We start from the raw sequence: 26,106 nt of genomic DNA, 5'->3' as shown, positions 1-26,106 counted from the left end.
CTCATCCGGCCTGGTAGGGCGCAACTTCGGCCAGAAAGGCTTCAATCGCAGCCGCCACGCGTTCGGGTTGGTCGTGCTGCATATTGTGACCGCAATCGGCAATCGCTGCTTCGCGCAGGTTTGCAAAGCAGCCCTTGGTGTGTTCCCACGCCGCAGCATTGATGCCGCGGATCTCCTGCCAGTGCGGGCCTTCCTGCATCAACCACAGTACGGGCGCGGTGATGCGGCGCCAGCAGGCCTCGGCCTCAGCGCGGCGATGCATGACCGGCTGCACGTTGCGGTGCGCCGGCTCCACGGCAATGCGCACCCCGCCGACTTCATCGGCCTCGGTGTACTGCTGCGCCATGAACAAGGCACGTGCCTCGGTCAGGCGATGATTGGCACGGCGCAGGCGCACGGCCAGCGCCTCCACCGATTCATAGGTGCGCGGTGCCTTGCGCGTGGCCAGCTGGTCCAGCCAGGTGGCGTAGCGGTCTGGCGCCTCTTCGGCCGGACGGTCTGCGCGCGCCAGAGACTCCAACGTCACCAGCGCCCTCACCCGCTCCGGTCGCACGCCGGCATAGATGTGAGCCACGTTGCCGCCCATGCTGTGCCCGACCATGCGCACCGGCGCATCCGGGCTGTAGAGGTGCAGCAGCGCGTCCAGATCACCCATGTAATTGGCAAACCAGTAGGCGTCGTCCCCGCGTCCGCTCAGACCGTGGCCGCGCCAGTCCGGTGCGACGATGTGCCAGTCGTGCTTGAAGGCGTCGAGGACGAACTGAAAGGTCGCCCCGACGTCTGACCAGCCGTGCAGCATCACCAGCATCGGGGCGCCGCGGCGCCCCCACTCGCGCACATGCACGCGGATGCCCCGCAGCTCGTGGAAATGGCTCTCGAATGGCTTCATGCCAAGGATGATACCGTGTGTACCGGCGCTCACGTTGCGGTGCAACGTAGCCGGTGCTATCGTGCCGCCGCCCTGCCGGCGGGCTGTTCACGCCCATACCAGGACACCGAGATCACGCGATGAACGCTCCGCTCAAAACCTCCCCGCTGCACGCCGCCCATCTTGCCGTCGGCGCGCGCATGACTGCGCTTGCAGGCTGGGAAATGCCGGCCGACTACGGCGACGCCGTGGCCGAGCACCACGCCGTGCGTCAGGCCGCCGGCGTGTTCGACGTCTCGCATCTGGTCACGCTGGAAGTTTCCGGCGCAGGCTCCACGCCCTTTCTGCGCGAGCTGCTCGCCAACGATGTGGCCACGCTCAAGCGCCCCGGCAGCACGCTGTACTCATGCATGCTCGACGACGACGGCCTCATCCTCGACGACCTCATCGTGTATCGCATCTCGGACGGCGAATTTCGTCTGGTTGCCAACCCCGGTAACGCCGAGCGCGACGTGCGCTGGATGCGCAAGCGCATTGCGGCCACCGGCGCCAACGTATCGCTAGGCACGCGCAATGATCTGGCGATGTTCGCCATCCAGGGGCCGCAGGCCATCGAGCGCGCGATGCGTGCGATTCCCGAGCTGAACACCGCTCGCGGCGTGCCCCCGCCGTTTGCCGCCGTGCGCCTGTCCGATCTGTTCATTGCCCGCACCGGCTTTACCGGGGAAGACGGTCTCGAGGTCGGTGTGCCGGTCTATCGTGCCGAAGCCATGTGGGAAGCCCTGCTCAAATCCGGCGTGCGGCCCTGCGGGCTGACCGCGCGCAACACCCTGCGGCTCGAAGCCGGCTTCCGCCAGTACGGTCAGGACATGAGCGACCGCTATACCCCGCTGGATGTCGGCCTCGTGCGCACCATCGATTTTTCCGATCCCGAGCGCGATTTCGTCGGACGCGAAACGCTTGAAGACAAACCCTGGATCACCTGCGTGATGGGGCTGGTGTTCGACGCGCCCGAACCCGAGGCGCAGATGCCCGTCATCACCTCGCGCGGCACCGGTGTCACCACCAGCGCTGTGTGGTCGCCCACCCTTGGCCAAGGCATTGCCTTTGCGCACCTGCCGCAGGGCACGCAGGCCGGCGAAACGGTTGAAGTTGCCCTGCGCGGCGAACGCATTTCCGCCCGCGTCGTCGAACCGCCCTTCGTGCGCGACGGCAAACCGCTCGTCTGAGCGTTACCATCACGCACCTCGCAAGAACCCAACGGAGCACCCCATGAGCAAAATCCCCGCCGAGCTGCGCTACGCCGCCACCCATGAATGGTCGCGCCTGGAATCCGACGGCACCCTTACCGTTGGCATCACCGACCACGCGCAGGACGAACTGGGCGACATCGTTTTCCTCGAACTGCCCAAGGTCGGCCGCAGCCTCACAGCCGGCGAAGCCTGTGCCGTGGTCGAGTCGGTCAAGACCGCCTCCGACATCCATGCCCCCGTTGCCGGTGAAGTGGTCGCCATCAACGACGCCGCGGTAGATGCGCCGGAAGGCGTCAATGACGCGCCGTACGACACTTGGCTGTTCCGCATCCAACCGACTTCCGCCGACCTGTCCGGCCTGCTCGACGCAGACGGCTACAAGAAGGAAATCGGCGCGTAAGGCTGCGCTGACCCTTGCATTACGGATGAGGGAAGCGCATCCGCCACACGAGCCTGTGGTTTCCGGATGCGCTTCTCCTGCCGAACTGCCGGCCTGATCCAGGCGCGCCGGCAAGCGCAACTCACCTCACCTGCCGATTCGCAACGCTGCATGCCCTCATGCATGCTTGAACGCCCGCCGTGCATTCCGGAATTGCATTCATTTCAATCAGCCATTCTTCGGCTTCCGGAAATATCAGGTAGCCAATACAAACAAAGAGTTTCATCTACACCAGAAAGGGAACGACGGCTTGTTTTAGCCGAGCGGGCTTTACGCCCGAAACCCGCGAATCCCCTGTCTGGACGCGGCCACACGCCTTTCCTCCGCCAGTTCTCGCAGCAGTTCTGATGTCTCCACGCGCTCTTCTTGAGCATCAGCAGACCGGATACACGGCTGCTACCGTGCACTCTTGCAGCCCCACCTTGCTTTCATTTTCCGTGGCGTCACGATTCATTTTCCGGCTACGGATTTGTAGGAAAAAAGGCTGCAATACGGCGCCTGTCCAGAAGGATATTCCTCCTGACAAGTCGCCGGCTTCAAAGGAGATGTATATGAAAAAGTTGAATGCACTTGCTTGTTTCGTATTGGCTACGTCCGTGATGGCGATTGGTTCAGGCCCTGTACTGGCCCAACTCCAAGATGCGCCGCCGGGAAACCAGGAGCAGGACGTCACTTCACGTGACCAGGATGCACGGGTTGCCATGCCGCCCGAAGAGAGGGATGGCAACCCGGGTGACACCAAACCTGCTCCGGACATGAACAAGCAGCACTCCAGCTCACCCAAAGGCCCATCCGCGACAACTCGCGAACAGCCGCCCACCTCCGCACATCCGGGCAACGCTCCCAGCAACGTCACCCCCAAGGGGCCGGCCAACCTGAGTGCCGTCCCGCCAGAAGGAACACATGCCAAGGCCCTGATCGGCGCGACCGTCACCACGGTCGACAATGAAGAAATCGGCCAGGTGAATGACCTGATCATCAACGCCAACGGTCAGGTCGTTGGGGTCGTCGTCGGTGTCGGCGGCTTTCTCGGAATCGGCGAAAAGAACGTCGCCATTGACTGGACAGAGGTAAAAACGCCAGGAAGCTCCGACAAACGGGAACTCCGCGTCAAGACCACGCGAGAAGCATTGGAGGCCGCACCGGCATTCAAACAGCGCAATTGAGCGTTGGCTTTATCGGCTGCAATGAAGAAAACACGGCAGAGGCTGCTGCCTCTGCCGTGTTTTCTTCATGACCGGTGCTCGTCCTGCCCCCATCACGGTCACCATTCGCTGCCAATTCAATCGCTTCAATCCGGAACAGCATGGCGAAAGAACGAAATGCAGTGCTCCGGCCCCATGGTTTCACACCCGCCGGCATACAGGCACAATGCTTCTGCCAATCCTCGACCCGCCCGGAGCCATGCCCATGCGTCCGTCTGCAGTGTCTGCCAGCCTCAGTGCGCTCATCACAGCGTTGCTCGTTAGCGGCAACGTTCTCGCCCACCCCGGTCACGAGCCGCATCCACCACAGCCGGCCGACTTGGTCACCAAAGCCAATGCCACAGCCGACGCCCCCACCGCCACCATCGGCGGCCTCACCGGCCCGACCGTGACCCGCGGCGTCAGCTCAATCGAAACTCTGGGCGTCATTGAACTGGGTGATGAATTCCCCGCCATGCAGGGCCGCCAGATGCGCGCCCGGGTATTCACCATCGAACCCGGCGGCGTCATCGCCATCCATGCCCACCAACAACGCCCCGGCTATGCGCTGATCCTCAGCGGCAGCATTGTCGAGCATCGCAATGATCAAACCGGGCCGGTGGTTCGCAAAATGGGGGATATCGCCATCGAGAAATCCGGAGTGGCGCACTGGTGGGAGAATGTTTCTGGGGAGGCGGTGGAGGCGTTGGTGGTGGATGTTGTGAGAGCAAAATGAGCTGGTGAGAATGTCTCATCGCTGGAAACATGGTCTGTTTCGTATTTCTCAACCTATTCAAGAAGAGCGAAACACTTCTCACATCTGTGATCAGTTCGCAGAACACTTCCATGGCAAATTGGACAGTATCTCGAATCTCCTGAGCCTGAAGCATGAAGGTTTCCTGGGCGGCTTTCCCCTTTTATTTTTTTTTCCGTGAGAATTTCACGACCCAAAGAGCTGAGGACCTCACGAACTGCTGCGATGGCCGTGCTCGGGTCTGATCTGAAAAACTCCTTTGCCTCTCGACAAGAAGATAGGCGTTGGTGAACCATCCTCTCAACTTCGCGAGGGTTCTCGATCAGAGCGTCAAACTCAAGATCGAAGGGATAAGGCAAGCTTGTGCCGTTTAACTCGGCTATCCGAAGGACCGGATCTTTTGTACTGAATCCAATCTTAACCAGGCCGGGCATAGCACGGTTTGATAAGACGTATACCCATCCACGGACAGTCATCGCACGACACCTTTTCAGACTTTCCGAATATCAACCATTCACAATCGTCACGGACAAGTCCTACGACTTATGCGTAGAAACCATCGGACGGATCCCTGCTAACTCACACAATAGTTCGGATCGTAAAAGAGAGGCCTTCTTTTGCGCGTCAAGCCAGTTCTTCCCGCACGACTTCCGGATGCCTTCTAGCAATCCGAATCAAAGCCTGTGCCGCACCGGAGGGCGCCCGCCGCCCTTGCTCCCATTCCTGAAGGGTCCGCTTGGATATCTGCAGGGCTTCGGCAAACTGCGCTTGCGACAATCCGGTGCATTGGCGGGCCAGTACGATTTCATTCGGTTCGATCTTCGTCACTCGTGCTGCCGTACCCGCCTTCATCTCCCGCACGGATTGCAGCAGCTTCAGGCCGAGGGCCTCGCCCGAGGAAACGGGTCTGGTAGTGGTCTTCGGGTCAGTCATTTTCAATTTCCTTTCGAACTTCCTTGAGCAAATGCCCCGGAATGTTGTCTCTCACCGACTTCGGGTAGATGAGCAACAACCAGATTTCGCCGGATGGCAGGCGGGTGAAGTAGATGATCCGCACGCCCCCGCGTTTGCCCGTGCCGGCACGGGACCACCGGACCTTGCGACAACCGCCACTCTCCGGAATTACATCGCCAGCCTCAGGATTGCTTGCGAGCCAGGCGAAGAACTCCAGACGCTCGCGCTCTGTCCAGAGCTTGTCCGCATCGGCGGCGAAGGTCGGCGTTTCGGCGATCGTGTACATAGCCTCGACCATACGTCAAAGACGGAGTTCAATCAACGGTACGCGGAGTTTCCGCGAAGGATCATTCGGCGCAATGCACTTCGCCTATTGCGCCCCACGATCACTCCGAACCGAATGCCGCCGCTCCGGTCGTAAAATTCCCGCTCACCCTCCCTGGCCCACCATGTCCAAACCCCTCTCCGCTCTCCCCTTCTTCGCCGCCATGCTGCGCCCCTACAAGGCTCGCGTCGGCGTGGCTGCGCTCGCCCTTATCGTTGCCGCGGCTGCCATGCTCGCCGTCGGCCAGGGCCTGCGCGCGGTGATCGACCAGGGCTTTTCGGCCGGCAACCCGGAGTGGCTGGACCGCACGCTGGCGGCAATGTTTGGCGTGATCGTGGTGCTGACGGCTGCGACCTTTACGCGCTTCTACAACGTGTCGTGGCTGGGAGAGCGCATTACGGCTGATTTACGACAGCGAGTGTTTGACCATCTGCTGACGCTGCCGCCGTCGTGGTTCGAGGCCGGGCGTACGGGCGAGGTGATTTCGCGGCTGACGGCCGACACGGCGCAGATCGAAAGCGTAGTGGGCTCCAGCCTGTCGATTGCGCTGCGCAATGTGCTGATGCTGGTGGGCGGGCTGATCATGTTGTTCACGACCAGTCTCAAGCTCACGCTGCTGACCCTGATCGGCGTGCCGTTGGTGATTGTGCCGATCCTGTTTTACGGGCGGCGCGTGCGCAAACTGGCGCGCGAATCGCAGGACCGCATTGCAGACCTGGGCAACCGCATTGACGAGACCATTCACGAAATCCGCATCGTGCAGGCCTACAGCCACGAGGCGCACGACCGCGACGAGTTCGGCCGGCTGATCGGCGCAAGCTTTGAGACTTCGCGGCGCCGCGTGAAGACCCGCTCGATTCTGGTGGCCGCGGTGATGCTGCTGGTGTTCGGCGCCATTGCCTTCATTCTGTGGATTGGCGGGCATGACGTGCTAGCCGGCCGCATCTCGGCCGGCGAGTTGTCGGCCTTCGTGTTCTACGCGGCACTGGTGGCAGGCAGCGTGGCGGCGCTCTCCGAGGTGTGGGGCGAACTGCAGCGCGCTTCCGGCGCCACCGAGCGGCTGATGGAGATCCTCGACGCCACGCCGGCCATTCGTGCGCCGGCCGATCCGGTGGCCCTGCCGAGCCCGTCGCGCGGCGAGTTGCGCTTTGCAGCGGCCGGTTTTCACTACCCTTCCCGCCCCGACACGCCGGCGCTGGAAGACTTCACGCTAGACGTGGCGCCGGGCGAAACCGTCGCGTTGGTCGGCCCGTCCGGCGCCGGCAAGACCACGGTGTTCCAGTTGCTGCTGCGCTTCTACGACCCGGACGCGGGCCGTATCGAACTCGATGGCGTGCCACTCGACCATGCCGACCCGCAGGCCGTGCGCAGCCGCATTGCGCTGGTGCCGCAAGAGGCGGTGATCTTCGCCACCAGCGTGACCGACAACGTGCGCTACGCGCGCCCCGAGGCCACGCAGGAGGAAGTGCTGGCCGCCTGCAAGGCCGCCCACGCGCACGAGTTCGTGCAGCGTCTGCCGCAGGGCTACGACACCGATCTGGGCGAGCGCGGCGTGAAACTCTCCGGCGGGCAGCGCCAGCGCATCGCGATTGCCCGCGCCATCCTGGCCGACCGTCCGGTGCTGCTGCTGGACGAAGCCACCTCGGCGCTGGATGCCGAGAGCGAACGTCTGGTGCAGGCCGCGCTGGAAGGCCTGATGGAGAACCGCACGACGCTGGTGATCGCCCACCGCCTGGCCACCGTGCAACGCGCCGACCGCATCGTGGTGATGGACGCCGGCCGCATCGTCGAGACCGGCACGCATGCCGAGCTGATGGCCAAGGATGGCTTGTACGCGCATCTGGCGCGGCTGCAGTTCACAGCCTGAGCCGCCTCTTTCGCGGGGCGGACTGGCGCATTGCGCTTCGTCTGTTGCGCCTTGAGACACTGCCGGCAGGGAACGTTCGCTCCGGGTGATGTCGGACTACACGACACCACCACGGAGAAAGCGATGAGCCGCAACCACGCCCAAGAACGAAGCCTGCTGGACGACGCAATGTCTCGTCTGGAGCAGATCTTTGACCGGCTGGAAGTTTCCGACGACGTGCGCGCCCGCCTCGTCCAGCCGGCGCTGGCGCTGCAGGTGGGCATTCCGGTACGCATGGACGACGGGCGACTGGAAGTCTTCACGGGCTGGCGCGTGCATTACGACATCACGCGTGGGCCGGCCAAGGGCGGGGTGCGCTTTCATCCGGCCGTGAACCGCGACGAAGTCACGACGCTGGCCTTCTGGATGGCAATCAAATGCGCGGTGGTCGGCCTGCCCTTCGGCGGCGGCAAGGGCGGCGTGGCCGTCGACCCGAAGAAGCTCTCGAAGCTGGAACTGGAACGCTTGTCGCGCGGCTACCTGCGCGCGGTGGCCGACATCGTTGGGCCGGACCGTGATATTCCGGCGCCCGACGTGAATACCAACCCCACCGTGATGGGCTGGATGGCCGACGAGTATCAGGCCATCACGCGGCGCCACCAGCCTGCAGTGATCACCGGCAAACCGCTGGCGCTGGGCGGCTCTCCGGGGCGGGTGGAATCCACCGGGCGCGGTGCGCTGCAGGTGCTCGACTTGTGGCTCAAACGTGAAGGCCGCAAGCCCGAAGACACCACGGTGGCGGTGCAAGGCTTCGGCAACGCCGGCTACCACTTCGCGCGGCTGGCGCACGAACGTGGCTACCGCGTCGTTGCCGTATCTGATTCGAAAGGCGCCATCTTTGATGCCGAGGGGCTGGACCCGGAGCCGATCTGGCGTCACAAGCACGAGCGGCGCGAACTCAAGGACATGGTGTATTGCGACGAATCGGTGCTGTGCGAGTGTGATCGCGCCACGGTCATGAGCCAGGCAGAGTTGCTGGCGCTGGATGTGGACGTGCTGGTACTCGCCGCGCTGGAAGACCAGATCCATGCCGACAACGCTGGTCAGGTGCGCGCCGGGCTGGTGCTGGAAATCGCCAATGGCCCGGTCACCAGTGAAGGTGACGCGAAACTCGCCGAGCGGGGAATCGACGTACTGCCCGACGTGCTCGCCAACACCGGCGGCGTGATTGTCAGCTACCTGGAATGGATGCAGAACCGCAGCGGCGAGCAATGGGACGAAGACACCGTCAATGCACGCATGGCCGAGCGCATCGCGCGGGAAGCCGAACGCGTGATGGAGCGTGCGCGGAACGATGCGGTGAGCTACCGCACGGCGGCGTATCTGCAAGGCATCGGGCGTATCGCCGAGGCCATCGAACAGCGCGGCACGGCCAGCGACTTCGGGGTCTGACGGGGCCGACGCCCGGCGCGGTACCGGTCGGGCGGTGGTAGACTCGCGCCCTCAGCATTCTTTGCAGGATCGAGCGTTCTCCATGGCCCAGTATGTGATGTCGATGCTCCGCGTGAGCAAGGTTGTCCCGCCCAAGCGGACGATCATCAAGGATATTTCCCTCTCTTTCTTCCCCGGCGCCAAGATCGGCCTGCTTGGCCTGAACGGCTCGGGCAAGTCCACCGTGCTGCGCATCATGGCCAACGCGGACAAGGAATACGAAGGTGAGGTGCAGCATCTGGCCGGCACGCGCATCGGCTATCTGCCGCAGGAGCCGGAGCTTGATCCCGCCAAGACGGTGAAGGAAGAGGTCGAAGCCGGCCTGGGCGAGATCATGGAGGCCAAGCAGAAGCTCGAAGAGATCTACGCGGCCTACGCCGAACCCGATGCCGATTTCGACAAGCTGGCCGAAGAGCAGGCGAAGTACGAGAACATCCTCGCCGCCGCCGGCAGCGATACCGAGACGCAGATGGAAATCGCCGCCGACGCGCTGCGCCTGCCGGACTGGGACGCCGTGGTCGGCAACCTGTCCGGTGGCGAGAAACGCCGCGTGGCGCTGTGCAAGCTGCTGCTCTCCAAGCCCGACATGCTGCTGCTGGACGAACCCACCAACCACCTCGACGCCGAATCGGTGGAATGGCTGGAGCAGTTCCTGACCCGCTTCCCCGGCACCGTGGTGGCCGTCACCCACGACCGCTACTTCCTCGACAACGCCGCCGAGTGGATTCTCGAACTCGACCGCGGTCACGGCATTCCCTGGAAGGGCAACTACTCCTCGTGGCTGGAGCAGAAAGGCGCGCGCCTGGAGCAGGAATCCAAGCAGGAAGCAGCCCACATGAAGGCCATGAAGCAGGAGCTGGAGTGGGTGCGCTCCAACCCCAAGGCACGCCAGGCCAAGAGCAAGGCGCGTCTGTCGCGTTACGACGAAATGTCGTCGGTGGAATACCAGCGCCGCAACGAAACGCAGGAAATCTTCATTCCGCCGGGCGAGCGTCTGGGCGACAAGGTCATCGAGTTCAACGGCGTGTCCAAGGCTTTCGGCGACAAGCTGCTGATGGACAACGTGAACTTCAGCATCCCGGCGGGCGCCATCGTCGGCATCATCGGCCCCAACGGCGCCGGTAAATCCACGCTGATCAAGATGATCCGCGGACTGGACAAGCCCGACTCCGGCACCATCGACATCGGCTCGACCGTGCAGCTCGCTTCGGTCGACCAATCGCGCGAGGGCCTGCCCGACGACAAGACCGTGTTCGAGGCCATCTCGGACGGCGCCGACATCCTCACCGTCGGCCGCTTCGAGATGCCCAGCCGTGCCTACATCGGCCGCTTCAACTTCAAGGGCGGGGACCAACAGAAGATCGTCGGCAACCTCTCGGGTGGCGAACGCGGCCGTCTGCATCTCGCCAAGACGCTGATCGCCGGCGGCAACGTGCTGCTGCTCGACGAGCCGTCCAACGACCTCGATGTGGAAACCCTGCGCGCGCTCGAAGACGCCCTGCTGGAATTCGCCGGCTGCGCGCTGATCGTGTCGCACGACCGCTGGTTCCTCGACCGTATCTGCACGCATATCCTGGCGGCCGAAGGCGATTCGCAATGGACCTTCTTCGCCGGCAACTATCAGGAATACGAAGAAGACAAACGCAAGCGACTGGGTGAAGAAGGCGCCAAGCCCAAGCGCATCCGCTACAAGCCGATTTCGCGCTGAGCTTTCGCATGACGACCATCGGAACCCCGCTCTCCCCGACCGCCACACGTGTGCTGCTGTGCGGCTCGGGCGAGCTCGGCAAGGAAGTCGCCATTGAGCTGCAGCGCCTGGGCTGCGAGGTGATCGCGGTGGACCGCTACGCCAACGCGCCGGCCATGCAGGTGGCGCATCGTAGCCACGTCGTGAGCATGCTCGACGGTGCCGCGCTGCGCGCGATCATCGAACAGGAAAAGCCGCAGTACATCGTGCCGGAGATCGAGGCCATTGCCACGGCCACGCTGGTCGAGCTGGAAGCCGAGGGCTATACCGTGGTGCCCACTGCGCGCGCCACGCAGCTCACCATGGACCGCGAAGGCATCCGCCGCCTGGCGGCCGAAACGCTGGGCCTGCCGACCTCGCCCTACCGCTTTGCCGACACCTTCGAGGACTATGCCGCGGGCGTCGAGGCCATCGGCTTTCCGTGCGTGGTCAAGCCCGTGATGAGTTCGTCCGGCAAGGGCCAGAGCGTGCTGCGCAAGGCTGAAGATGTACGTCCGGCCTGGGAAACCGCGCAGGAAGGCGGCCGCGCCGGCAAGGGCCGCGTGATTGTCGAAGGCTTTGTCGATTTCGACTACGAGATCACGCTGCTGACCGTTCGCCATGTCGGCGGCACGAGCTTCTGCGAACCGGTCGGCCACCGTCAGGAAGACGGCGACTACCGCGAATCCTGGCAGCCGCAGGCCATGAGCGACAAAGCCCGGGCCGAGTCCGAGCGCATCGCGCTGGCCGTTACCGACGCTCTGGGCGGCCGTGGCCTGTTTGGCGTGGAATTGTTCGTGAAGGGCGACTCCGTCTGGTTCAGCGAAGTCTCGCCACGCCCGCACGACACCGGGCTCGTAACACTGATCTCGCAAGATCTGTCCGAGTTCGCGCTGCACGCCCGCGCGATTCTGGGTCTGCCGATTCCGTCCGTGCGCTTTCACGGCCCTTCGGCCTCGGCCGTGATTCTGGTCGAAGGCGATTCGGAGCAGACCACCTTCGGCAATCTCGGCGCGGCGCTGGCCGAGCCGGATATCGCGCTGCGCCTGTTCGGCAAGCCGGCCGTGCACGGCCGTCGCCGCATGGGCGTGGCCCTTGCGCTGGATGAGTCGGTCGAAGCCGCAAAAGAAAAAGCCCTGCGCGCCGCCAGGGCCGTAAACGTCGAATTCTGATTTCAACGCCGGCCAGACCGGCACAACACCCGGAGAGTTGTCTCATGACCCAAGCCGCCGCCCGTCACATCCTCGTCGACACCGAAGCCCAGTGCCTCGAACTGAAAGAGCGCATCGCCAACGGCGAAGATTTCATCAAGCTTGCCATGGAGCATTCCAAGTGCCCGTCAGGCCGTCGTGGCGGCGAACTGGGCAGCTTCGGTCGCGGCCAGATGGTCCGTGAGTTCGACGAAGTCGTGTTCTCGGCCCCGCTCAACGAAGTCCAGGGCCCGGTCAAGACCCAGTTCGGCTACCACCTGCTCGAAGTCACCGCGCGTAACGACTGATACGACATTCGCAGGCCGGTGCATGCGCTCCGCGCATGTCCGGCCTGTGCCATAACACCATGCAGATCTACCACAACCCCCGCTGCTCCAAGAGCCGTGGCGCACTAGCGCTGCTGGAAGAACACGGCATCACGCCAGAAGTCGTGCCTTATCTGGACGAGCCGCCCACGCGCGAGGTGCTTGTCGCGCTGCTCGCCAAACTCGGCATGCAGCCGTCCGAACTCGTCCGCATGGGCGAGGAAATCTGCAAGAGCGAATACGCCGGCAAGACCATGAGCGAGGATGACTGGCTCAACGCCATGCTTGCGCACCCGGTACTGATCGAGCGGCCCATCGTTGTCGCAGGCGAACGCGCTGTCGTGGCGCGCCCGCCCGAAAAGGTGCTGGACTTGCTGCAGCGCTGAACGCACCACTCAAACGCGTGAAGGTGCAGGCGCCTCACTCGTCGTCTGCATCCGCGCCACCCCTCGCGCTCAAGCTCGGCCAGCCGCTGCCGTTACTGCGGTGCACCCACAAAAAAAACTCGCCCCTCTGTTCCCGGCCCGCTGCCTGAGGATTGCCGACATGAACGACTCTGCCAACAATGCTCTGAGCATTCGAACCCTGCTGCTGACGCTTGTCGCCCTTTTGCTGGCGATTTCCGCCGCAATCGGCCTGCTCGGCCTGAACGGCATGAGCCGTACGCTCAGTGGCATGGAGGCGGTTTACAACGATCGCGTCGTGCCCTTGCGCGATCTCAAGACGGTGGCCGATGAATACGCAGTGTCGGTGGTGGATGCGGCACACAAGGTGCGTGACAGCGCACTGTTGCCGGCTGACGGTGCTCGCAAGATGCTGGAGGCGAAGAAGACCATCGCCGAACGCTGGGGCGCGTACATGGCGACTGAACTCACCCCCGATGAAGCACGCCTGGCGTCGCAGGCTGCCGAGGCCATGAAGGCCGGCAGTCAGCTCATTGACCGCATGGTTGCCGCGCTGAACGCGGGTGCGCTGGACGAAGTTGACGCCATGGCTGCGCGCGAGATGTACCCCGTAATCGACCCGATTTCCGACGCCATCAGCGCGCTCATCCAGCTGCAGCTCGATGTCGCCCGCGCGACCAACGACGAATACCTTGCGTCCTACTCCACGGCGCAGTTCACGATGATCGCGGTCATCTGCGTTGCACTGGCGCTGGGTCTGGGTGGCGCGCTGTGGATGATCCGCAGCATCGTCACGCGCCCGCTCGACGAGGCCAATGACTTTGCCCGACAGATCGCGGCCGGCGATCTCTCCGGGCGTATCGACGTGCGTCGCGGTGACGAGGTCGGCGCAATGGTCGCGTCGTTGCAGGGCATGCAGGCCGAGCTGCGCAGCATGGTGGAGCTGATCGGGCGCAAGGCGCATGACATCGTCTCGGCTTCCAATCAGTTGTCGACCGCCTCTGACCAGATTTCCGAGGCCACCGAGCACCAGTCGCAGTCCGCCTCTTCGATGGCTGCAGCGGTCGAGGAACTTACGGTGAGCATCAACCATGTCGCCGCATCGGCCAGCGACGCCAGCAATCAGGCGACCACCTCAGGCCAGACCGCGCGTGAGGGCGGAAAGGTCATTGATGATGTAGTGGCGGATGTGCGCTGCATCGCGGAGTCCGTGGACGGCGCCGCTACGGCGGTACGCACGCTGGGCAGCCACTCTCAGGCGATCGCCAAGGTTGTCGGGGTGATCAAGGAAGTCGCCGATCAAACCAATCTGCTGGCGCTCAACGCTGCCATTGAAGCCGCCCGAGCCGGTGAGCAAGGACGAGGGTTCGCCGTGGTTGCGGATGAGGTACGCAAGCTGGCCGAACGCACCTCCGCCTCAACCGAAGACATTGCCCGAATTGTCGGCCTGATCACGTCCGGTACCGACGAGGCCGTGAACAGCATGGAGCGCCAAGTGGAGCAGGTTCAACAAGGCGTGCACAAAGCCGGGCAAGCCAGCGAAGCCATCGGGCGCATCCTGCACAGTTCAGACCAGGTCGTTGCGTCGATTGCCGAAATCTCGACCGCCCTCAAGGAGCAGTCGATCGCCAGCAACGAAATCGCGCAAAGCGTCGAGCGCATTGCCGTGATGGGCGAAGAAAACAGCGGTGCTGCACGTGAATCAAACGGTGCTGCACACCACCTTGCCGCACTGGCTGATGAACTCAAGCAGTCGGTGATGCGCTTCCGCCTCTGACCTGCAGGTTGGCCGTATTCAGGCCCCGGCGTCCAGACCCTTGCGCAGCAACTCGCTCACCAGCTCATTGACGCTCAAACCGCGCGCTTCAGCCTGCGCGCGCACTTCGACAGCGAGCGAAGACTCGATCTTCACGGCAAACGGAATCAGGCCTTTCTGCTGATCCAGGCGACGCTGCTCCTTGCGGTCGGGCACGCCCGCCTGACCGAAGCGGTCGGGGGTGGCGGCATTTTTCATCTGGCCATCGATCTTGAGCTTGAGGCTCTTGTAGAGGTCGGTCTTTTTCATTGCAGGGTTCCGGTGCAGCGCCGGGGTTCGGCGGGTGCGCGAGTGTAATCCTTCCCGCTGCCGTTGGGAGCGCGCACGACCTCGCTTGACGTGGATGCGCTGCGATCAGGCATCATTGTGCAAACCAACCCACTGCCCGGCCCGATGTCTCTGCCCACCGTTTCCGTCTTCCTGCTCCGCCGCTTCGTGCTGTGGACCTTGCTCGCCTTTTTGCTGACCGCTTGCGGGCAGGAGGACACCGCCCGGTTTGCGCCCTTGCCCCGCGGTGCCGTCGTGCTGGTGATCGGCGACAGCCTGGTGGCCGGGACCGGCGCGCCACGCGGCAGCGGCTGGCCGGAAGGCCTTGCGCAACGCACGGGGTGGGACGTGATCAATGCCGGCGTGCCGGGCGACACGTCGGCCGACGCCTTGCGCCGGCTCGACGGGCTGATTGCGACACATCAACCGCAGGCCATTCTGATTGCCATTGGCGGTAACGATTTCCTGCGCAACATTCCGCTGTCGGCCACACGCAGCAATATCGAAAGCCTGATCCGCCAGAGCCGCGCGAGCACGGAGCATGTGGGGATTGTGGCGATTCCGGCCAAGTCGGCAGGCGCCGTGCTGCTGGGCAGCCTGTCGGACCACGAATTGTTTGCCGAGCTTGCGCGCGAACACCTGCTGGCACTGGTGCCGGATGCGGTATCCGAGGTGTTGTCGCGCGACGAGCTGCGGGCTGACCGCATCCATGCGAACGCTCAGGGCTATGCCGAAATGGCGGATCGGATCGGCAATGCCTTGCAGCGCGCCGGATGGCTGACGCCTTAGCCTGAAGCCAGATCGAAACTATCGGCGAAGTCGTGATTGACGTCGCGGTGCCCCGCCTCGTCTTCCCGCACCGCGATGATCACGTCGCGCAGGCGGGCATCCGGCGGCAGTTTCCAGTAGTCGATGGCAATCTGCGGCGCGGCGATGTTCTCGATGCGGCCGCTGTCGACCTCCGCCAGATACTCGGTGTAGCTATACACCGCCTCCTCCTCGAAATAGCCGACCAGCCGGTGTGCGGTGCGCCCTGACAGCACATAGAGGATGAAGAAGCTGGTGAAGAACACACCCTGCGCAATGAGGATGATGGCCCGTTCGAGCAGATTCGGCCGCGCGATCTCGATGAAGGTCATCAGATGCATGCGCTCGTTCTCGGCTTCGGCCAGCAGCGTGTGAATCCAGCCGCGGTCGTCTTCCAGCCGGCGCAGCGAGCGCATGTGACGCACCATGCCGCCGACCATGCCCGGCACACCGGCAACCGTCTCCAGCACCACCGCCCGGTGGCCGTAGCGCTTGGCGAAGAAGCTGTCGGCGATAAAGCGCAGGAACTTGGTCAGCCCGAAAGCGATACGGTCGGACAGGCCGTTCGGTGTGTGGTGTTTGGCGAGCGGGTCATCGTTGCCTGCCGCTCGCTGCTCCTGATTTTCCTCAGTCATCCAGACCTCCTGCGGTTGTCGGCGGTGGCGCTCGGCACGTGGCCACCGCCACCGCACGAAGCAAGCTCACGCTCCTGATGACAACGATGCACGGCAATCCGTTCAAGGGAAAACCTCGAAGGCCTGCAGCCTGTGCTGGACATCTTCCGGGCAGAACGGCCGTGATACCGCTCACTGCATGCTGTTTGTCGGCCCGGAAGGCCAGGGATTGGGCTGGCCCGGTGCTCGGGTAGCCATCGCGCGAGGAAAGACGAAATGGGCCCGGAGCATGACGTCCAGCATCCAGGCCGCCAGGTTCTCTGCCTGCGCGGCCGAGAGTGCAAAGTGGCTTGCGTAGTAGCCGGCAAGTGCCCGCTCGGCCTCCGGCTCGCCCGCAAGCAGCGCACGATGTGCTTCGGCCTGCTCGGCGTTTTCGCGGGCCCAGGTTTCCAGCCCGGCATCCACCGTTTCCCGCGTGTTGTAGGCGTCCGCGTCCGATATCGCCCAGGGGCGCAAGGCGGCATTTGCCAGCACATGACGCACATGCAGCCGCAAGCGCGCGGTCTGCTGCAAGGTGCCCTCATCCAGCCCCGGCCCGATGGCGTGGTCCAGCAAGGGCAGCAGCGCCCGAACGGCCTCTGGCAGGAATTCGGCCGGATCTTTCAAGGGGTCGCGAAACTGCACCTGACACGCAGGCGTGCGCTCGGGCGGCACGAAAACGCGCCAGTCAGGCCAGATGGCGAAGGGCTGGCCGACGTCGATGAGCCACAGTGCGCCGGTCGAGGTGCTGCGAAACACCGCGGGTGGCCGCCATGCAAAATCAATGATCGGCTCCGCTCCGCCGGAGCGCATGAATTCGTCCGGCGTCACCGGCTCATCCAGCATGTGGACGGAATAGGTATCTCCGCGCCATCCGCGCGCCGTCTCCGTCACGACCAGCCTGCGTCCGTGCTGTGCCTGTCGCGCCCAATACACGCTACGGATGGCCTGCGGAATCTTCTCGAAGTCATCGGCGGCCTGCAATGCATCGCCGGCGGAGATGTCCGGCTCCGTGGCCCCGAGCACCGGATGGCTGTTCCAGGCCTCAGGGAACCGCAGGGGGGCGTAGAGGCGCTTCGCAGAAGACGCAAACATCGACTTCGCCAGCGTCAGCGCATCCACGCACTCGGGACGGCTCGTCTCCCCGGACATGGTCGGTGAAGCCGTTACCGAAGCGGCGCAGCTGAGCAAGCCAGACAAGACCACTGCACGCCAGCGCATCACCACGCCCTCAGTCCCGCAGCCCGACGAGCGAAGCCATGGCCTGAATCCGCGCTTCCGGCGAAGCCGCGGTGGTCAGCGTAAACAACAGCTTGCGGCTCTCGCTCGGTTTCAGCCACGCATAGGAGACGGTACGGGTCGGACCGTTGGGAGACATCGCCTGCTCGTCGCCGAGCTTCTGGACCTGCAGCGGCGGCGGGCCGGCCGAGACGATTTCGTTGAACAGACGCTCGACCTCTGCGGCGTTTGCGCGGCGCGCATGCACCGCACAAAAGGCCTCATCGCGCAGTGACACGACAAAGTCTCCATGCGGATTCGGAATCACCCAGGCGCTGCCCTGCCCTCCTGCCAGAAAATACTGCGCCTTCTCGGGCGGTAGCTCGGGAACCTTCTGCTGCGCAAACTCGCTGCGCAGCCCTGCCGGATTGCCGAAATGCTTCATGCAGGTCTACACGTACAGATTGGCGAAGAACTGCGGCTTCTGATCCGCCTCCTCCGCCCATGCAGGCTGAACGCCCAACGCCAGCATCAGCGCAAGCAGACCGAAACGGCTCGACATACCGGAATCTCCCGAAATTGTGATGCTTCGACCGGGCATGCCGCTCAGTCTCCCCGCTTCTGACCGCGAATGTAGATCACCCAATACACCAGCCCCACCAGCACGCTGCCGCCGACCAGATTGCCGAGAATGACGGGCACCAGGTTGCCGACGAAACCGCCGAGCGTGATGGCCGGCCAGCTGTCCGCCACATTGCCGGAAGCCTGCAGCAGCATGGCCAGCGGGATGAAATACATGTTGGCGATGCTGTGCTCGAAACCGGCGGCAACGAAGGCCGAGATCGGGAAGACGATGGCCACCGCCTTGTCCATCACGCTGCGCCCGGCAATTGCCATCCACACGGCCATGCACACCAGCACGTTGCACAGCACACCACGAAAGAAAGCAGTCCAGAACGGCAATTCGACTTTGGTGGTGGCGATGGCCATGTAGGCCTCCGCCACCCGTCCGCCGTTCATGTGCGCATGACCGGACAGGAACACCAGCACGGCCAGGCCGACTGCGCCGACGAGGTTGCCCAGGCACACCACGGTCCAGTTGCGCAGCAGCTCACGCGTGCTGACCTTGCCGTCCGCCCAGGCCATGGCCAACAGGTTGTTGCCGGTGAACAGCTCCGCGCCGGCCACGACCACCAGCAACAGACCGAGCGAGAACACCACACCGCCCAGCACTTGAGCGGTGGCAAAGCCCAGCGTCGGGTCGGAGCGCACCAGTGTGAAATACAGCGCCCCCAGGCCGATGAAGGCACCGGCCAGCATCGCCAGCATCCACATTGTCAGCAGCGGCAGACGGGCCTTGCCGACGCCGAGCGCTTCGACCTTGGCGGCGATCTCGCGCGGCGAGAAAGCATCGAATCCGAACATTTCCGACGACATGGGCTGACCCCGTTTCAGGTTGCGGCGATGCCATCTTAGCGCGCACGCCAGACATTCCGGGCGGATCGACGCGCATTCGCCATCGGCTCGTCATGCCTTTGAAACCTTCTCCACCTAATCTCTGCCCCGCCACCACAGCGGCGTTCAGGCCGGATGGGGTCTTTACGAGAAATATCAGGAGCTTCCCGAATGCACAGCAGCGCTGCCGCCTTGCTCACACCTGCGGCCCCCGAACGCCCCATCGTTTACAGCGACACCGCTCGCGATCTGGTCATGGAAACCCCGTCGATCGCGCCGGAGGTGACCAATCTCGACGTCTTCCGCCGCTTCAAGGCCGAGCCCGCACTGGTCAGCCTGCCGGTGGTCGAGAACGGCCGGCCGGTCGGGCTGATCAACCGGCACTTGTTCATGGAGGAATTCGCCCGCCCCTTTGCGCGCGAGCTCTACCAGCACAAGAGCTGCATCGCGTTCATGGACAAGCACCCGCTGATCGTCGAAGAGGCCACGACCATGCAGGCGCTGTCGGCCACCATCCTGGAGTTCGGCGACAAGGCACTGGCCGACGGATTCATCCTCACGCTCAACGGCTACTACCGGGGCATGGGCCGTGCGCAGGACGTACTGGCGGCGATCTCGCGCATGCAGGAAGAGAAAAGCCGCATTGTGATGGAATCCATCGACTACGGCAGCGTGATCCAGCGTTCCATCTCGCGCGCCTCGCGCGAAGGGCTGGCCAAATGCCTGGCCGAGCACTTCCTGATCTGGGAGCCGCGCGACACGGTGAGCGGCGACCTCTATCACTTCCGCGAATTCGACGACGGCTACCTCGTGATCCTGTTCGACTGCACGGGACACGGCGTGCCGGGCGCCTTCATGACGCTGATCATGAGCGCCTTCATGCAGGGCGCGATCAACGCCGACAGCGCACGTGACCCCGGCGCGCTGCTGGCCGACATCCACCGCCGCGTCAAGAACGCCATGGGCCAGCACGAGGGCATCGACGACCTGCACCACGCTGACGACGGCATGGACGCCGCGGTGGTGTGGATCGAGCGTGCCACGCGCAAGCTCAGCTTCGCCGGCGCGCATATGTCGCTGTTTGCGCTGGCACCCACGGCCGAAGACTTCACGGTGCTCGACGGCGACCGCGAAGGCGTGGGCTACGCCAGCGTGCCCATGACCCAGACCTGGGCCAATCACGAGATCGAGCTGCCGCGCGGCACGGCGGTGTACCTCTTCACCGACGGCATCTTCGACCAGCTCGGCGGCGAGAAGCGCATCGCCTTCGGCAAACGCCGCGTACGTGCCTGCCTCAAACGCCTGCGCGACGCCCCCATGCCGCTGCAGGCGCGCGGCCTGCGTGCGGAGCTGCGCGAATACCAGGGCAGCGAGCCGCGCAAGGACGACGTCAGCGCCATCGGTTTCCGCATTTAAGGACCACGGACATGAACATCGAAGCCATTGACCGATTTCGCGCAGAAGCGGCCGCGCAACAGGTGCTGCTGCATTTCTCGGGTGAGCTGAACGGCAACCTCGTCGCGACGTTGTCCGACACCGTGCGTGCGCGACTGGACGACAGCGCGCCGGACCGCCGTGTGGCGCGCCGCGTGTTCTCGGCTTTCGTCGAGATGGCGCAGAACATGCTGCATTACGCCCCACGCGGCGACGCCCAGCAGGGGCCGCAAGGCACGCTGACGGTGACGCGCGCCGCCGACCAGTTCTCGGTGGTGGCCTGTAACCGCGTGCGCGGCGACCAGATCAGCCGCGTGCGCTACCGCGTCGAAGCGGTGCGCGCGATGACGCTCGACGAAATCAAGGCCGCCTACCGCGCGCAACTGCGCAACGACGAACACGAAACCGAAGACACCACCAGCCGCGGCGCCGGCCTGGGCTTTCTGACGCTGGCACGCGAGGCGAGCCAGCCCATCGACTACAGCATCGTCCCCATTGCGGGGGAACCGGACAGTGCCGAGTTCCACCTGCGCGCAATCATCTGAATACACAGGAGAATCGCATGAGTCGCGTACACATCCCCGCCACCAAGGAAACGCCCGAAGTGGTGTTGGACCCCTCGAAGATGAGCTTTCATCTGTCCGGCGAGTCCTACCCCGAGAACGCCATGGCCTTCTATGCGCCGGTGCGCAACCAGCTCGAAAGCCTGCTCTCAGCTCCGGCCGCCAATGACGGCGTGGAAGCGCATTTCAACCTGCGCTACTTCAACAGCTCCAGCACCAAGCTGATCCGCAGCCTGGTCGGCATGCTGCACCGCCGGGCCGAAGACGGCGTGCGCGTGATCGCGCACTGGTACCACGACCCGGACGACGACATGATGGCCGAGTTCGGCGCTGACCTGCGCGACGAGTTCGAGGCGCTGGACTTCCGTCTGATCGAGGCAGAGAGCGTCTGAGCGGAGGGCCGCATGCCGCGCCGGTGATAGCATGTCCCGCATCGCAACACGGGACGGCAGCATGGAAAATTTCGACTATGTAGTCATCGGCGGCGGCAGCGGTGGCGTTGCCACGGCGCGGCGCGCGGCCGAGTACGGCGCGAAGGTTGCGCTGGTGGAGGCCGGGCGCCTCGGCGGCACCTGCGTGAACGTGGGCTGCGTGCCGAAGAAGGTGATGTGGTACGCCGCCGACATCGCCAGCAAGTTCCATGACGCGCCCGGCTACGGCTTCGCCCCGCTCTCGCCGGTGTTCGACTGGGGCGCGCTGAAAGCCCGGCGCGACGCCTACATCGCCCGGCTCAACGGCATCTACGACACCATGCTGGAGAAATCCGGCGTCACCGTGGTGCGCGGCTTCGGGCGCTTTGTGGACGCAAGCACCGTCGAGGTCGACGGCCGGCTTCTTCGCGCACCGCACATCACCATCGCCACCGGCGGCCAGCCGGTGTTTCCGGACATTCCCGGCGCCGATCTGGGCATCAGCTCGGACGGCTTCTTCGCGCTGGAGCATCAACCGCGCCGCGTCGCGGTGGTCGGCTCGGGCTATATCGCGGTGGAAATTGCCGGCGTGTTCCGTGCGCTGGGCAGTGAAGTCGCCCTGCTCGCCCGCGGCGACCGCCTGCTGCGGCCCTTTGACGCCATGCTGCGCGAGGAACTGGCCACACGCATGACCGACGACGGCATCGATATCCGCTACCACTCGCAGCCCCGCGCGGTGTCGCGCAACGCCGACGGCGCGCTGGTGGTGGATTGCGGCGAAGCCGGCAGCGTGGAGGTGGATTGCGTCCTGTGGGCCATCGGCCGGCGCGCCAACACCGGCGGGCTGAATCTGGCGGCGGCAGACGTCGTCGCCAGGGACGACGGCATGATCTCGGTCGACGCCTTCCAGAACACCAACGTGGCGGGCATCCATGCCATCGGTGACATCACCGGCGCGGCCGAACTGACGCCGGTGGCGATCGCCGCCGGCCGTCGCCTGGCCGCGCGCCTGTTCCTGAATCAGCCCGATTCCCGGCTGGACTACAGCAACATCCCGACCGTGGTGTTCAGCCACCCCACCATCGGCACCGTGGGTTTGAGCGAAGAAGAAGCGCGGACCCAGTTTGAGGACGTGAAGGTGTACGCCACACGCTTCACGCCGATGTACTTCGCCGTCACCGAGCACAAGCCGAAAACCGCGATGAAACTGGTGTGTGCCGGTCCGGACGAACGTGTGGTGGGCGTGCATGTGATCGGCGAAGGTGCCGACGAAATGCTGCAGGGCTTTGCCGTGGCGGTGAAGATGGGTGCCACCAAGCGGGATTTCGACGACACCGTGGCCATTCACCCGACCAGCGCCGAAGAGCTGGTCACCCTGCGCTAGGGCCGCTCAGGGCCCGACGTCGAGTTGCGTGAAGATCAGCTCGCCGTCCTCGATCAGACGCAGCGGCGCGAGCATGCCGTCGATGTCGATGCGGGCATTCAGCGAATACTTCAAGCGGTCGCGCCCCGGCGTGTTGATGAGTTCGTTGAACAGCCGGATGCTGCTGATCAGGTCGATCGGCGAATTGAGCTCGATCTCGGTTTCCGCATACGGCGGCACTTCGGCCAGGCGCGAGGTCACGCCGGTGATCATGCGGTGGCCTTCGAGCGCCACCGTGTAGCTCAGACCGCGCATGCGCAGCGGCGTACCGTTGGGATTGACCACGCGCAGGCCGATGGCGATGCGTGGGGCCTTGCCTTCGCTCGGCACCAGTCCGAAGGATGACAGCGACAACACCGGCGGTTCGAAAGCCAGATCACCCTTGCCCGAGCAGGCGGTCAGGAGGGCCCCGCCCAGGGCCAGCAGTGCGAGACGTCGTGCAGGAATCATGGAACCACTTCTCCGTAAAGCATTCTGAAGGTCGCGTGTAATGTGCGCCAAGCGGCCGCATGCGGCAAGCGCACTGCTGCGCGAATCACCCTTTGCGCGGCGGGGCGATCTGCTAATCTGCGCCAGCGCTTGCGGCAACGGGTGGGGATCCGAATGGCCGAAAAGCGCCAGTCAATGCGAACAACAATACCGGAGAAGACGCATGCATCGATTCCTTCCTGATTCGGCAGTGCGGCGGATGATCGTTACGCTTGCCCTGACCCTTGCAGGGGGCACAGCCCTCGCCGACATCGCCGAACCTTCGGGCGAGCCGGAGCGCGATAACCAGCCCGTAATGCTCGACGTGCCCTACGTTCCGACGCCGGATGCCGCGGTCTATCGAATGCTTGAAATGGCCGATGTGCAGCCCGACGACTACCTTATCGATCTGGGCTCCGGCGACGGTCGCATCGTGATTGCGGCGGCCCGGGACTGGGGCGTCAAGAAGGCCATGGGCGTGGACATCGACCCCGAACGTATTGCCGAAGCCAACGCGAATGCACGCAAGGCCGGCGTCGAGGATCGTGTGAGCTTTGTGCGCGGCAATCTGTACGAGATGGATTTTTCCGACGTCGACGTGCTGACCATGTATCTGCTGCCGTCGATCAACCTCGACCTGCGCCCGATCATCCTCGAGAAGCTGCGCCCCGGCACACGTATCGTGTCACACGCCTTCGACATGGCCGACTGGCCACCGGACCAGTGGCGCAAGGTACAAGGCCGCTACACCTACATGTGGATCGTCCCCGCGCGCGTGAATGGCAGCTGGCGCGTGCACCGGGCCGACGGTTCCGAATTCACGATCGAGTTCAAGCAGACCTTCCAGCGCGTCGAAGGCATGGGCACGATCGAGAACCGTGCAGTACCGGCGGTGTTTGCCGAAATCGAAGGACCACAGCTGCGCTTCAGCATTGCCGACGAGCACTATCTTGGCCACGTTGACGGCGACACCATCTCCCCGCTTCCGGGCAAAGGCGTAACCGAAGGCTGGCATGCAAAACGCATCTGACGACGGGCGCGACTGCCCCACGGCCGGCCCGAGCGCCGGCCTTTCCGTAATCGACGGGGTGGCGGTACTGGTCGGCGTCGTCATCGGCATCGGCATCTTCGGTTTCCCGCCGCTGGTTGCGCAGTTCAGCGACAGCCCGAGTACCTACATGGGGCTGTGGCTGGCCGGCGGTGTCGTGATGCTGCTCGGCGCGCTGTGCTATGCCGAGCTGGGTTCGGCCTGGCCGCACAGCGGCGGCGAGTATCACTTCCTGCATCGCGCCTGGGGGCCGTTCGTGGGGCTGCTTTTCGCCTGGGCGCGCGGCTCGGTGATCCAGACCGGCTCGATCGCCGCCGTGGCGTTCATCTACGGCGAGTACGCCAACCAGTTGCTGCCGATCGGGCCATGGGGATCTGCGCTGCACGGCGCCTTGGCGGTCGCGGTGCTAACGGCAGTAAACATCGCCGGTACGCATGGCTCCAAGCGCATCCAGATCGTCTTCAGCGCATTGACGGTGATCGCACTGCTGGCCGTCGTTGCGGCCGGAGTCTTTGCCAGCGACATGCCGGCAAAGACCGTTCTTGCGCCGGCAGCACTGGCAGACAACCCCGCCGGCATGCTCGGCATGGGCATGGTCTTCGTGCTGCTCACGTATGGCGGCTGGAACGAAGCCGCCTATCTGTCGGGCGAACTGCGTGATCCCCATCGCAACATGGCGCGTGTGCTGCTGATCGGCACGGTTGTGGTCACGGCGGTGTACCTGCTGGCCAACTTTGCCTACCTGCACATCTTCGGCCTGCAGGGGCTGCGCGAATCCCAGGCTGTCGGCGCTGACCTGATGCGCATTGCCTTCGGTGAAGCCGCGGCCGTGGGCTTGTCCTTGATGGTGTGCATCGCCGCGCTGAGCACCATGAACGCCACCATCCTGACCGGCGCCCGGGTGTATTACGCGTTGGGACGCGACATCCCGCAACTTCACTTTCTGGCCGCCTGGAAGGATCGCGGTTCGACGCCGGCGCGTGCACTGGCCGTGCAATGCGTGATCACGCTCGGTCTGATCGCCTTCGGTGCCTTCAACCGCAACGGTATCGAAGCCATGGTGGCCTACACCGCCCCGGTGTTCTGGCTGTTCATGTTTATGACGGCCATCGGTCTGATGGTGCTGCGACACCGTGATCCGCAGCGTCCGCGGCCCTTCCGCGTGCCGCTGTATCCATTGCCGCCGCTGCTGTTTGCGGCGGTGTGCCTCGGCCTGCTGTGGTCGAGCGTGCAATATGCTGGCGCAGGCGCCTGGCTGGGGCTCGTGGTGTTGGCGGCCGGCGTTCCGCTGCTGCTGATGCATCGCCGACCGGTTGCCACTGCAACGAAATAAGCAAATAACCCCGCATCAATGGTTCGGGGGCAGCGACGCTGGTAGGCTGCGTCGCTGCCCCCGAACACTTGTGATGTCCTCATGCCCAACGCGTCCGACACTCTGGTGATGTGCCTGTGTGCCGAATGGTGCGGGGTATGCCGTGACTATCGCGAAGGCTTCGACACCCTGTCGGCACAGCACACCGGCGCGGAATTCCACTGGATCGACATCGAAGACCAGCCGGACTGGCCGGAAGCACTGGAGATCGAGAGTTTCCCGACCGTTCTGATCCAGCGCGCGGATACCGTGCTGTATCTCGGCCCGACACTGCCCCAGCACGGCCACCTCTCGCGCATGCTCGACAGCCTGCTCGCCATGGATGACGACGAGGCGCGCCGTTATGCCGAATCCAGCGAAGAGCGCCGTTCGTGGCAGCTTGCCGCGAGCTTCCGCGACACCCTTCGCTGAG

General features: G+C 64.2%; 29 protein-coding genes. 19 read left to right on the top strand and 10 right to left on the bottom strand.

The window, feature by feature from the left end:
- Position 1: 1 nt before the first annotated feature.
- Positions 2–889 carry an alpha/beta fold hydrolase gene (locus tag AC6H0R_RS09690; protein WP_497581160.1) on the bottom strand — a complete coding sequence of 296 codons (888 nt, stop codon included), beginning with the start codon at positions 887–889 and terminating at the stop codon, positions 2–4.
- Positions 890–1,008: 119 nt separating this feature from the next.
- On the opposite strand from AC6H0R_RS09690, the gene gcvT reads away from it, so the two are divergent.
- The 4 genes from gcvT to AC6H0R_RS09670 all read left to right on the top strand — a co-directional run bounded on the left by gcvT (position 1,009) and on the right by AC6H0R_RS09670 (position 4,480).
- Positions 1,009–2,097 carry a glycine cleavage system aminomethyltransferase GcvT gene (gcvT, locus tag AC6H0R_RS09685; RefSeq protein ID WP_497581159.1) on the top strand — a complete coding sequence of 363 codons (1,089 nt, stop codon included), beginning with the start codon at positions 1,009–1,011 and terminating at the stop codon, positions 2,095–2,097.
- Positions 2,098–2,140: 43 nt separating this feature from the next.
- Complete coding sequence (gene gcvH, locus AC6H0R_RS09680; RefSeq protein ID WP_497581158.1) at positions 2,141–2,521, top strand: glycine cleavage system protein GcvH; 381 nt, start codon at positions 2,141–2,143, stop codon at positions 2,519–2,521.
- A gap of 590 nt (positions 2,522–3,111) precedes the next feature.
- Positions 3,112–3,726: a PRC-barrel domain-containing protein gene (locus AC6H0R_RS09675; RefSeq protein WP_497581157.1), complete on the top strand. Its 615-nt coding sequence runs from the start codon at positions 3,112–3,114 to the stop codon at positions 3,724–3,726.
- 244 nt (positions 3,727–3,970) lie between these two features.
- Positions 3,971–4,480, top strand: coding sequence for a cupin domain-containing protein (locus tag AC6H0R_RS09670; RefSeq protein ID WP_497581156.1), 510 nt, complete (start codon positions 3,971–3,973; stop codon positions 4,478–4,480).
- 53 nt (positions 4,481–4,533) lie between these two features.
- Here the strand turns inward: AC6H0R_RS09670 and AC6H0R_RS09665 are convergent, their stop codons facing one another.
- The 3 genes from AC6H0R_RS09665 to AC6H0R_RS09655 all read right to left on the bottom strand — a co-directional run bounded on the left by AC6H0R_RS09665 (position 4,534) and on the right by AC6H0R_RS09655 (position 5,738).
- Positions 4,534–4,974 carry a GIY-YIG nuclease family protein gene (locus AC6H0R_RS09665; protein WP_497581155.1) on the bottom strand — a complete coding sequence of 147 codons (441 nt, stop codon included), beginning with the start codon at positions 4,972–4,974 and terminating at the stop codon, positions 4,534–4,536.
- A 148-nt stretch (positions 4,975–5,122) separates the two neighbouring features.
- Entirely contained in the window at positions 5,123–5,431 is a 309-nt protein-coding gene (locus AC6H0R_RS09660; protein WP_497581154.1) for a helix-turn-helix domain-containing protein, read from the bottom strand.
- On the bottom strand, positions 5,424–5,738 hold the full coding sequence (locus AC6H0R_RS09655) for a transcriptional regulator (protein WP_497581153.1): 315 nt from the start codon (positions 5,736–5,738) through the stop codon (positions 5,424–5,426). Before AC6H0R_RS09655 ends, AC6H0R_RS09660 begins: the two co-directional genes overlap by 8 nt.
- Positions 5,739–5,901: 163 nt before the next feature.
- Between AC6H0R_RS09655 and AC6H0R_RS09650 the strand changes: the two genes are divergently transcribed.
- From AC6H0R_RS09650 to AC6H0R_RS09620, 7 genes are all read left to right on the top strand, one after another.
- Positions 5,902–7,644, top strand: a complete 1,743-nt coding sequence (locus tag AC6H0R_RS09650) for an ABC transporter transmembrane domain-containing protein (RefSeq protein WP_497581152.1) — start codon at positions 5,902–5,904, stop codon at positions 7,642–7,644.
- A 123-nt stretch (positions 7,645–7,767) separates the two neighbouring features.
- Positions 7,768–9,075, top strand: a complete 1,308-nt coding sequence (locus AC6H0R_RS09645) for a Glu/Leu/Phe/Val family dehydrogenase (RefSeq protein ID WP_497581151.1) — start codon at positions 7,768–7,770, stop codon at positions 9,073–9,075.
- A gap of 82 nt (positions 9,076–9,157) precedes the next feature.
- Entirely contained in the window at positions 9,158–10,822 is a 1,665-nt protein-coding gene (gene ettA / locus AC6H0R_RS09640; protein WP_497581150.1) for an energy-dependent translational throttle protein EttA, read from the top strand.
- A gap of 8 nt (positions 10,823–10,830) precedes the next feature.
- Entirely contained in the window at positions 10,831–12,012 is a 1,182-nt protein-coding gene (purT, locus tag AC6H0R_RS09635) for a formate-dependent phosphoribosylglycinamide formyltransferase (RefSeq protein WP_497581149.1), read from the top strand.
- Positions 12,013–12,056: 44 nt separating this feature from the next.
- Positions 12,057–12,338, top strand: a complete 282-nt coding sequence (locus AC6H0R_RS09630) for a peptidylprolyl isomerase (RefSeq protein WP_497573456.1) — start codon at positions 12,057–12,059, stop codon at positions 12,336–12,338.
- 35 nt (positions 12,339–12,373) lie between these two features.
- Positions 12,374–12,742: an arsenate reductase (glutaredoxin) gene (gene arsC, locus AC6H0R_RS09625; protein ID WP_497581148.1), complete on the top strand. Its 369-nt coding sequence runs from the start codon at positions 12,374–12,376 to the stop codon at positions 12,740–12,742.
- A gap of 160 nt (positions 12,743–12,902) precedes the next feature.
- Positions 12,903–14,537 carry a methyl-accepting chemotaxis protein gene (locus AC6H0R_RS09620; protein ID WP_497581147.1) on the top strand — a complete coding sequence of 545 codons (1,635 nt, stop codon included), beginning with the start codon at positions 12,903–12,905 and terminating at the stop codon, positions 14,535–14,537.
- Positions 14,538–14,555: 18 nt separating this feature from the next.
- Here the strand turns inward: AC6H0R_RS09620 and AC6H0R_RS09615 are convergent, their stop codons facing one another.
- The gene (locus AC6H0R_RS09615; RefSeq protein WP_497581146.1) at positions 14,556–14,825 is read right to left on the bottom strand and encodes a hypothetical protein; all 270 of its coding nucleotides are present in this window, start codon (positions 14,823–14,825) and stop codon (positions 14,556–14,558) included.
- 144 nt (positions 14,826–14,969) lie between these two features.
- Between AC6H0R_RS09615 and AC6H0R_RS09610 the strand changes: the two genes are divergently transcribed.
- Complete coding sequence (locus tag AC6H0R_RS09610; protein ID WP_497581145.1) at positions 14,970–15,632, top strand: GDSL-type esterase/lipase family protein; 663 nt, start codon at positions 14,970–14,972, stop codon at positions 15,630–15,632.
- Here the strand turns inward: AC6H0R_RS09610 and AC6H0R_RS09605 are convergent.
- The 4 genes from AC6H0R_RS09605 to AC6H0R_RS09590 form a co-directional block, all read right to left on the bottom strand.
- Entirely contained in the window at positions 15,629–16,285 is a 657-nt protein-coding gene (locus AC6H0R_RS09605; protein WP_497581144.1) for an alternative oxidase, read from the bottom strand. The two genes, AC6H0R_RS09610 and AC6H0R_RS09605, sit on opposite strands and share 4 nt — an antisense overlap.
- Positions 16,286–16,456: 171 nt before the next feature.
- Positions 16,457–17,455 (bottom strand): hypothetical protein, encoded by a 999-nt coding sequence (locus AC6H0R_RS09600; RefSeq protein WP_497581143.1) that lies wholly within the window; start codon positions 17,453–17,455, stop codon positions 16,457–16,459.
- Between the two features lie 79 nt (positions 17,456–17,534).
- Positions 17,535–17,966, bottom strand: coding sequence for an NMCC_0638 family (lipo)protein (locus AC6H0R_RS09595; protein ID WP_497581142.1), 432 nt, complete (start codon positions 17,964–17,966; stop codon positions 17,535–17,537).
- Positions 17,967–18,127: 161 nt separating this feature from the next.
- Positions 18,128–18,946, bottom strand: a complete 819-nt coding sequence (locus AC6H0R_RS09590) for a formate/nitrite transporter family protein (protein ID WP_497581141.1) — start codon at positions 18,944–18,946, stop codon at positions 18,128–18,130.
- A gap of 201 nt (positions 18,947–19,147) precedes the next feature.
- On the opposite strand from AC6H0R_RS09590, the gene AC6H0R_RS09585 reads away from it, so the two are divergent.
- From AC6H0R_RS09585 to gorA, 4 genes are all read left to right on the top strand, one after another.
- Positions 19,148–20,392: a SpoIIE family protein phosphatase gene (locus AC6H0R_RS09585; protein ID WP_497581140.1), complete on the top strand. Its 1,245-nt coding sequence runs from the start codon at positions 19,148–19,150 to the stop codon at positions 20,390–20,392.
- Between the two features lie 11 nt (positions 20,393–20,403).
- Positions 20,404–20,955 carry a SiaB family protein kinase gene (locus AC6H0R_RS09580; protein WP_497581139.1) on the top strand — a complete coding sequence of 184 codons (552 nt, stop codon included), beginning with the start codon at positions 20,404–20,406 and terminating at the stop codon, positions 20,953–20,955.
- 17 nt (positions 20,956–20,972) lie between these two features.
- The gene (locus AC6H0R_RS09575) at positions 20,973–21,365 is read left to right on the top strand and encodes a DUF1987 domain-containing protein (protein ID WP_497581138.1); all 393 of its coding nucleotides are present in this window, start codon (positions 20,973–20,975) and stop codon (positions 21,363–21,365) included.
- Between the two features lie 61 nt (positions 21,366–21,426).
- Entirely contained in the window at positions 21,427–22,767 is a 1,341-nt protein-coding gene (gene gorA / locus AC6H0R_RS09570; RefSeq protein ID WP_497581273.1) for a glutathione-disulfide reductase, read from the top strand.
- Between the two features lie 6 nt (positions 22,768–22,773).
- Here the strand turns inward: gorA and AC6H0R_RS09565 are convergent, their stop codons facing one another.
- Positions 22,774–23,256, bottom strand: coding sequence for an LEA/WHy family protein (locus AC6H0R_RS09565; RefSeq protein ID WP_497581137.1), 483 nt, complete (start codon positions 23,254–23,256; stop codon positions 22,774–22,776).
- A gap of 202 nt (positions 23,257–23,458) precedes the next feature.
- Here AC6H0R_RS09565 and AC6H0R_RS09560 point away from each other — a divergent pair, with 202 nt between their 5' ends.
- The 3 genes from AC6H0R_RS09560 (at position 23,459) to AC6H0R_RS09550 (ending at position 26,105) form a co-directional block, all read left to right on the top strand.
- Positions 23,459–24,304: an SAM-dependent methyltransferase gene (locus tag AC6H0R_RS09560; protein WP_497581136.1), complete on the top strand. Its 846-nt coding sequence runs from the start codon at positions 23,459–23,461 to the stop codon at positions 24,302–24,304.
- Complete coding sequence (locus tag AC6H0R_RS09555) at positions 24,288–25,655, top strand: APC family permease (protein WP_497581135.1); 1,368 nt, start codon at positions 24,288–24,290, stop codon at positions 25,653–25,655. The genes AC6H0R_RS09560 and AC6H0R_RS09555 overlap by 17 nt, the downstream gene beginning before the upstream one ends.
- 81 nt (positions 25,656–25,736) lie before the next feature.
- Entirely contained in the window at positions 25,737–26,105 is a 369-nt protein-coding gene (locus tag AC6H0R_RS09550) for a thioredoxin family protein (RefSeq protein ID WP_497581134.1), read from the top strand.
- The last annotated feature ends 1 nt before the right edge of the window (position 26,106 follow it).

The organism is Pseudazoarcus sp. NS36 (assembly GCF_059703705.1).
This window is presented reverse-complemented; position numbering and strand designations above follow the sequence as displayed.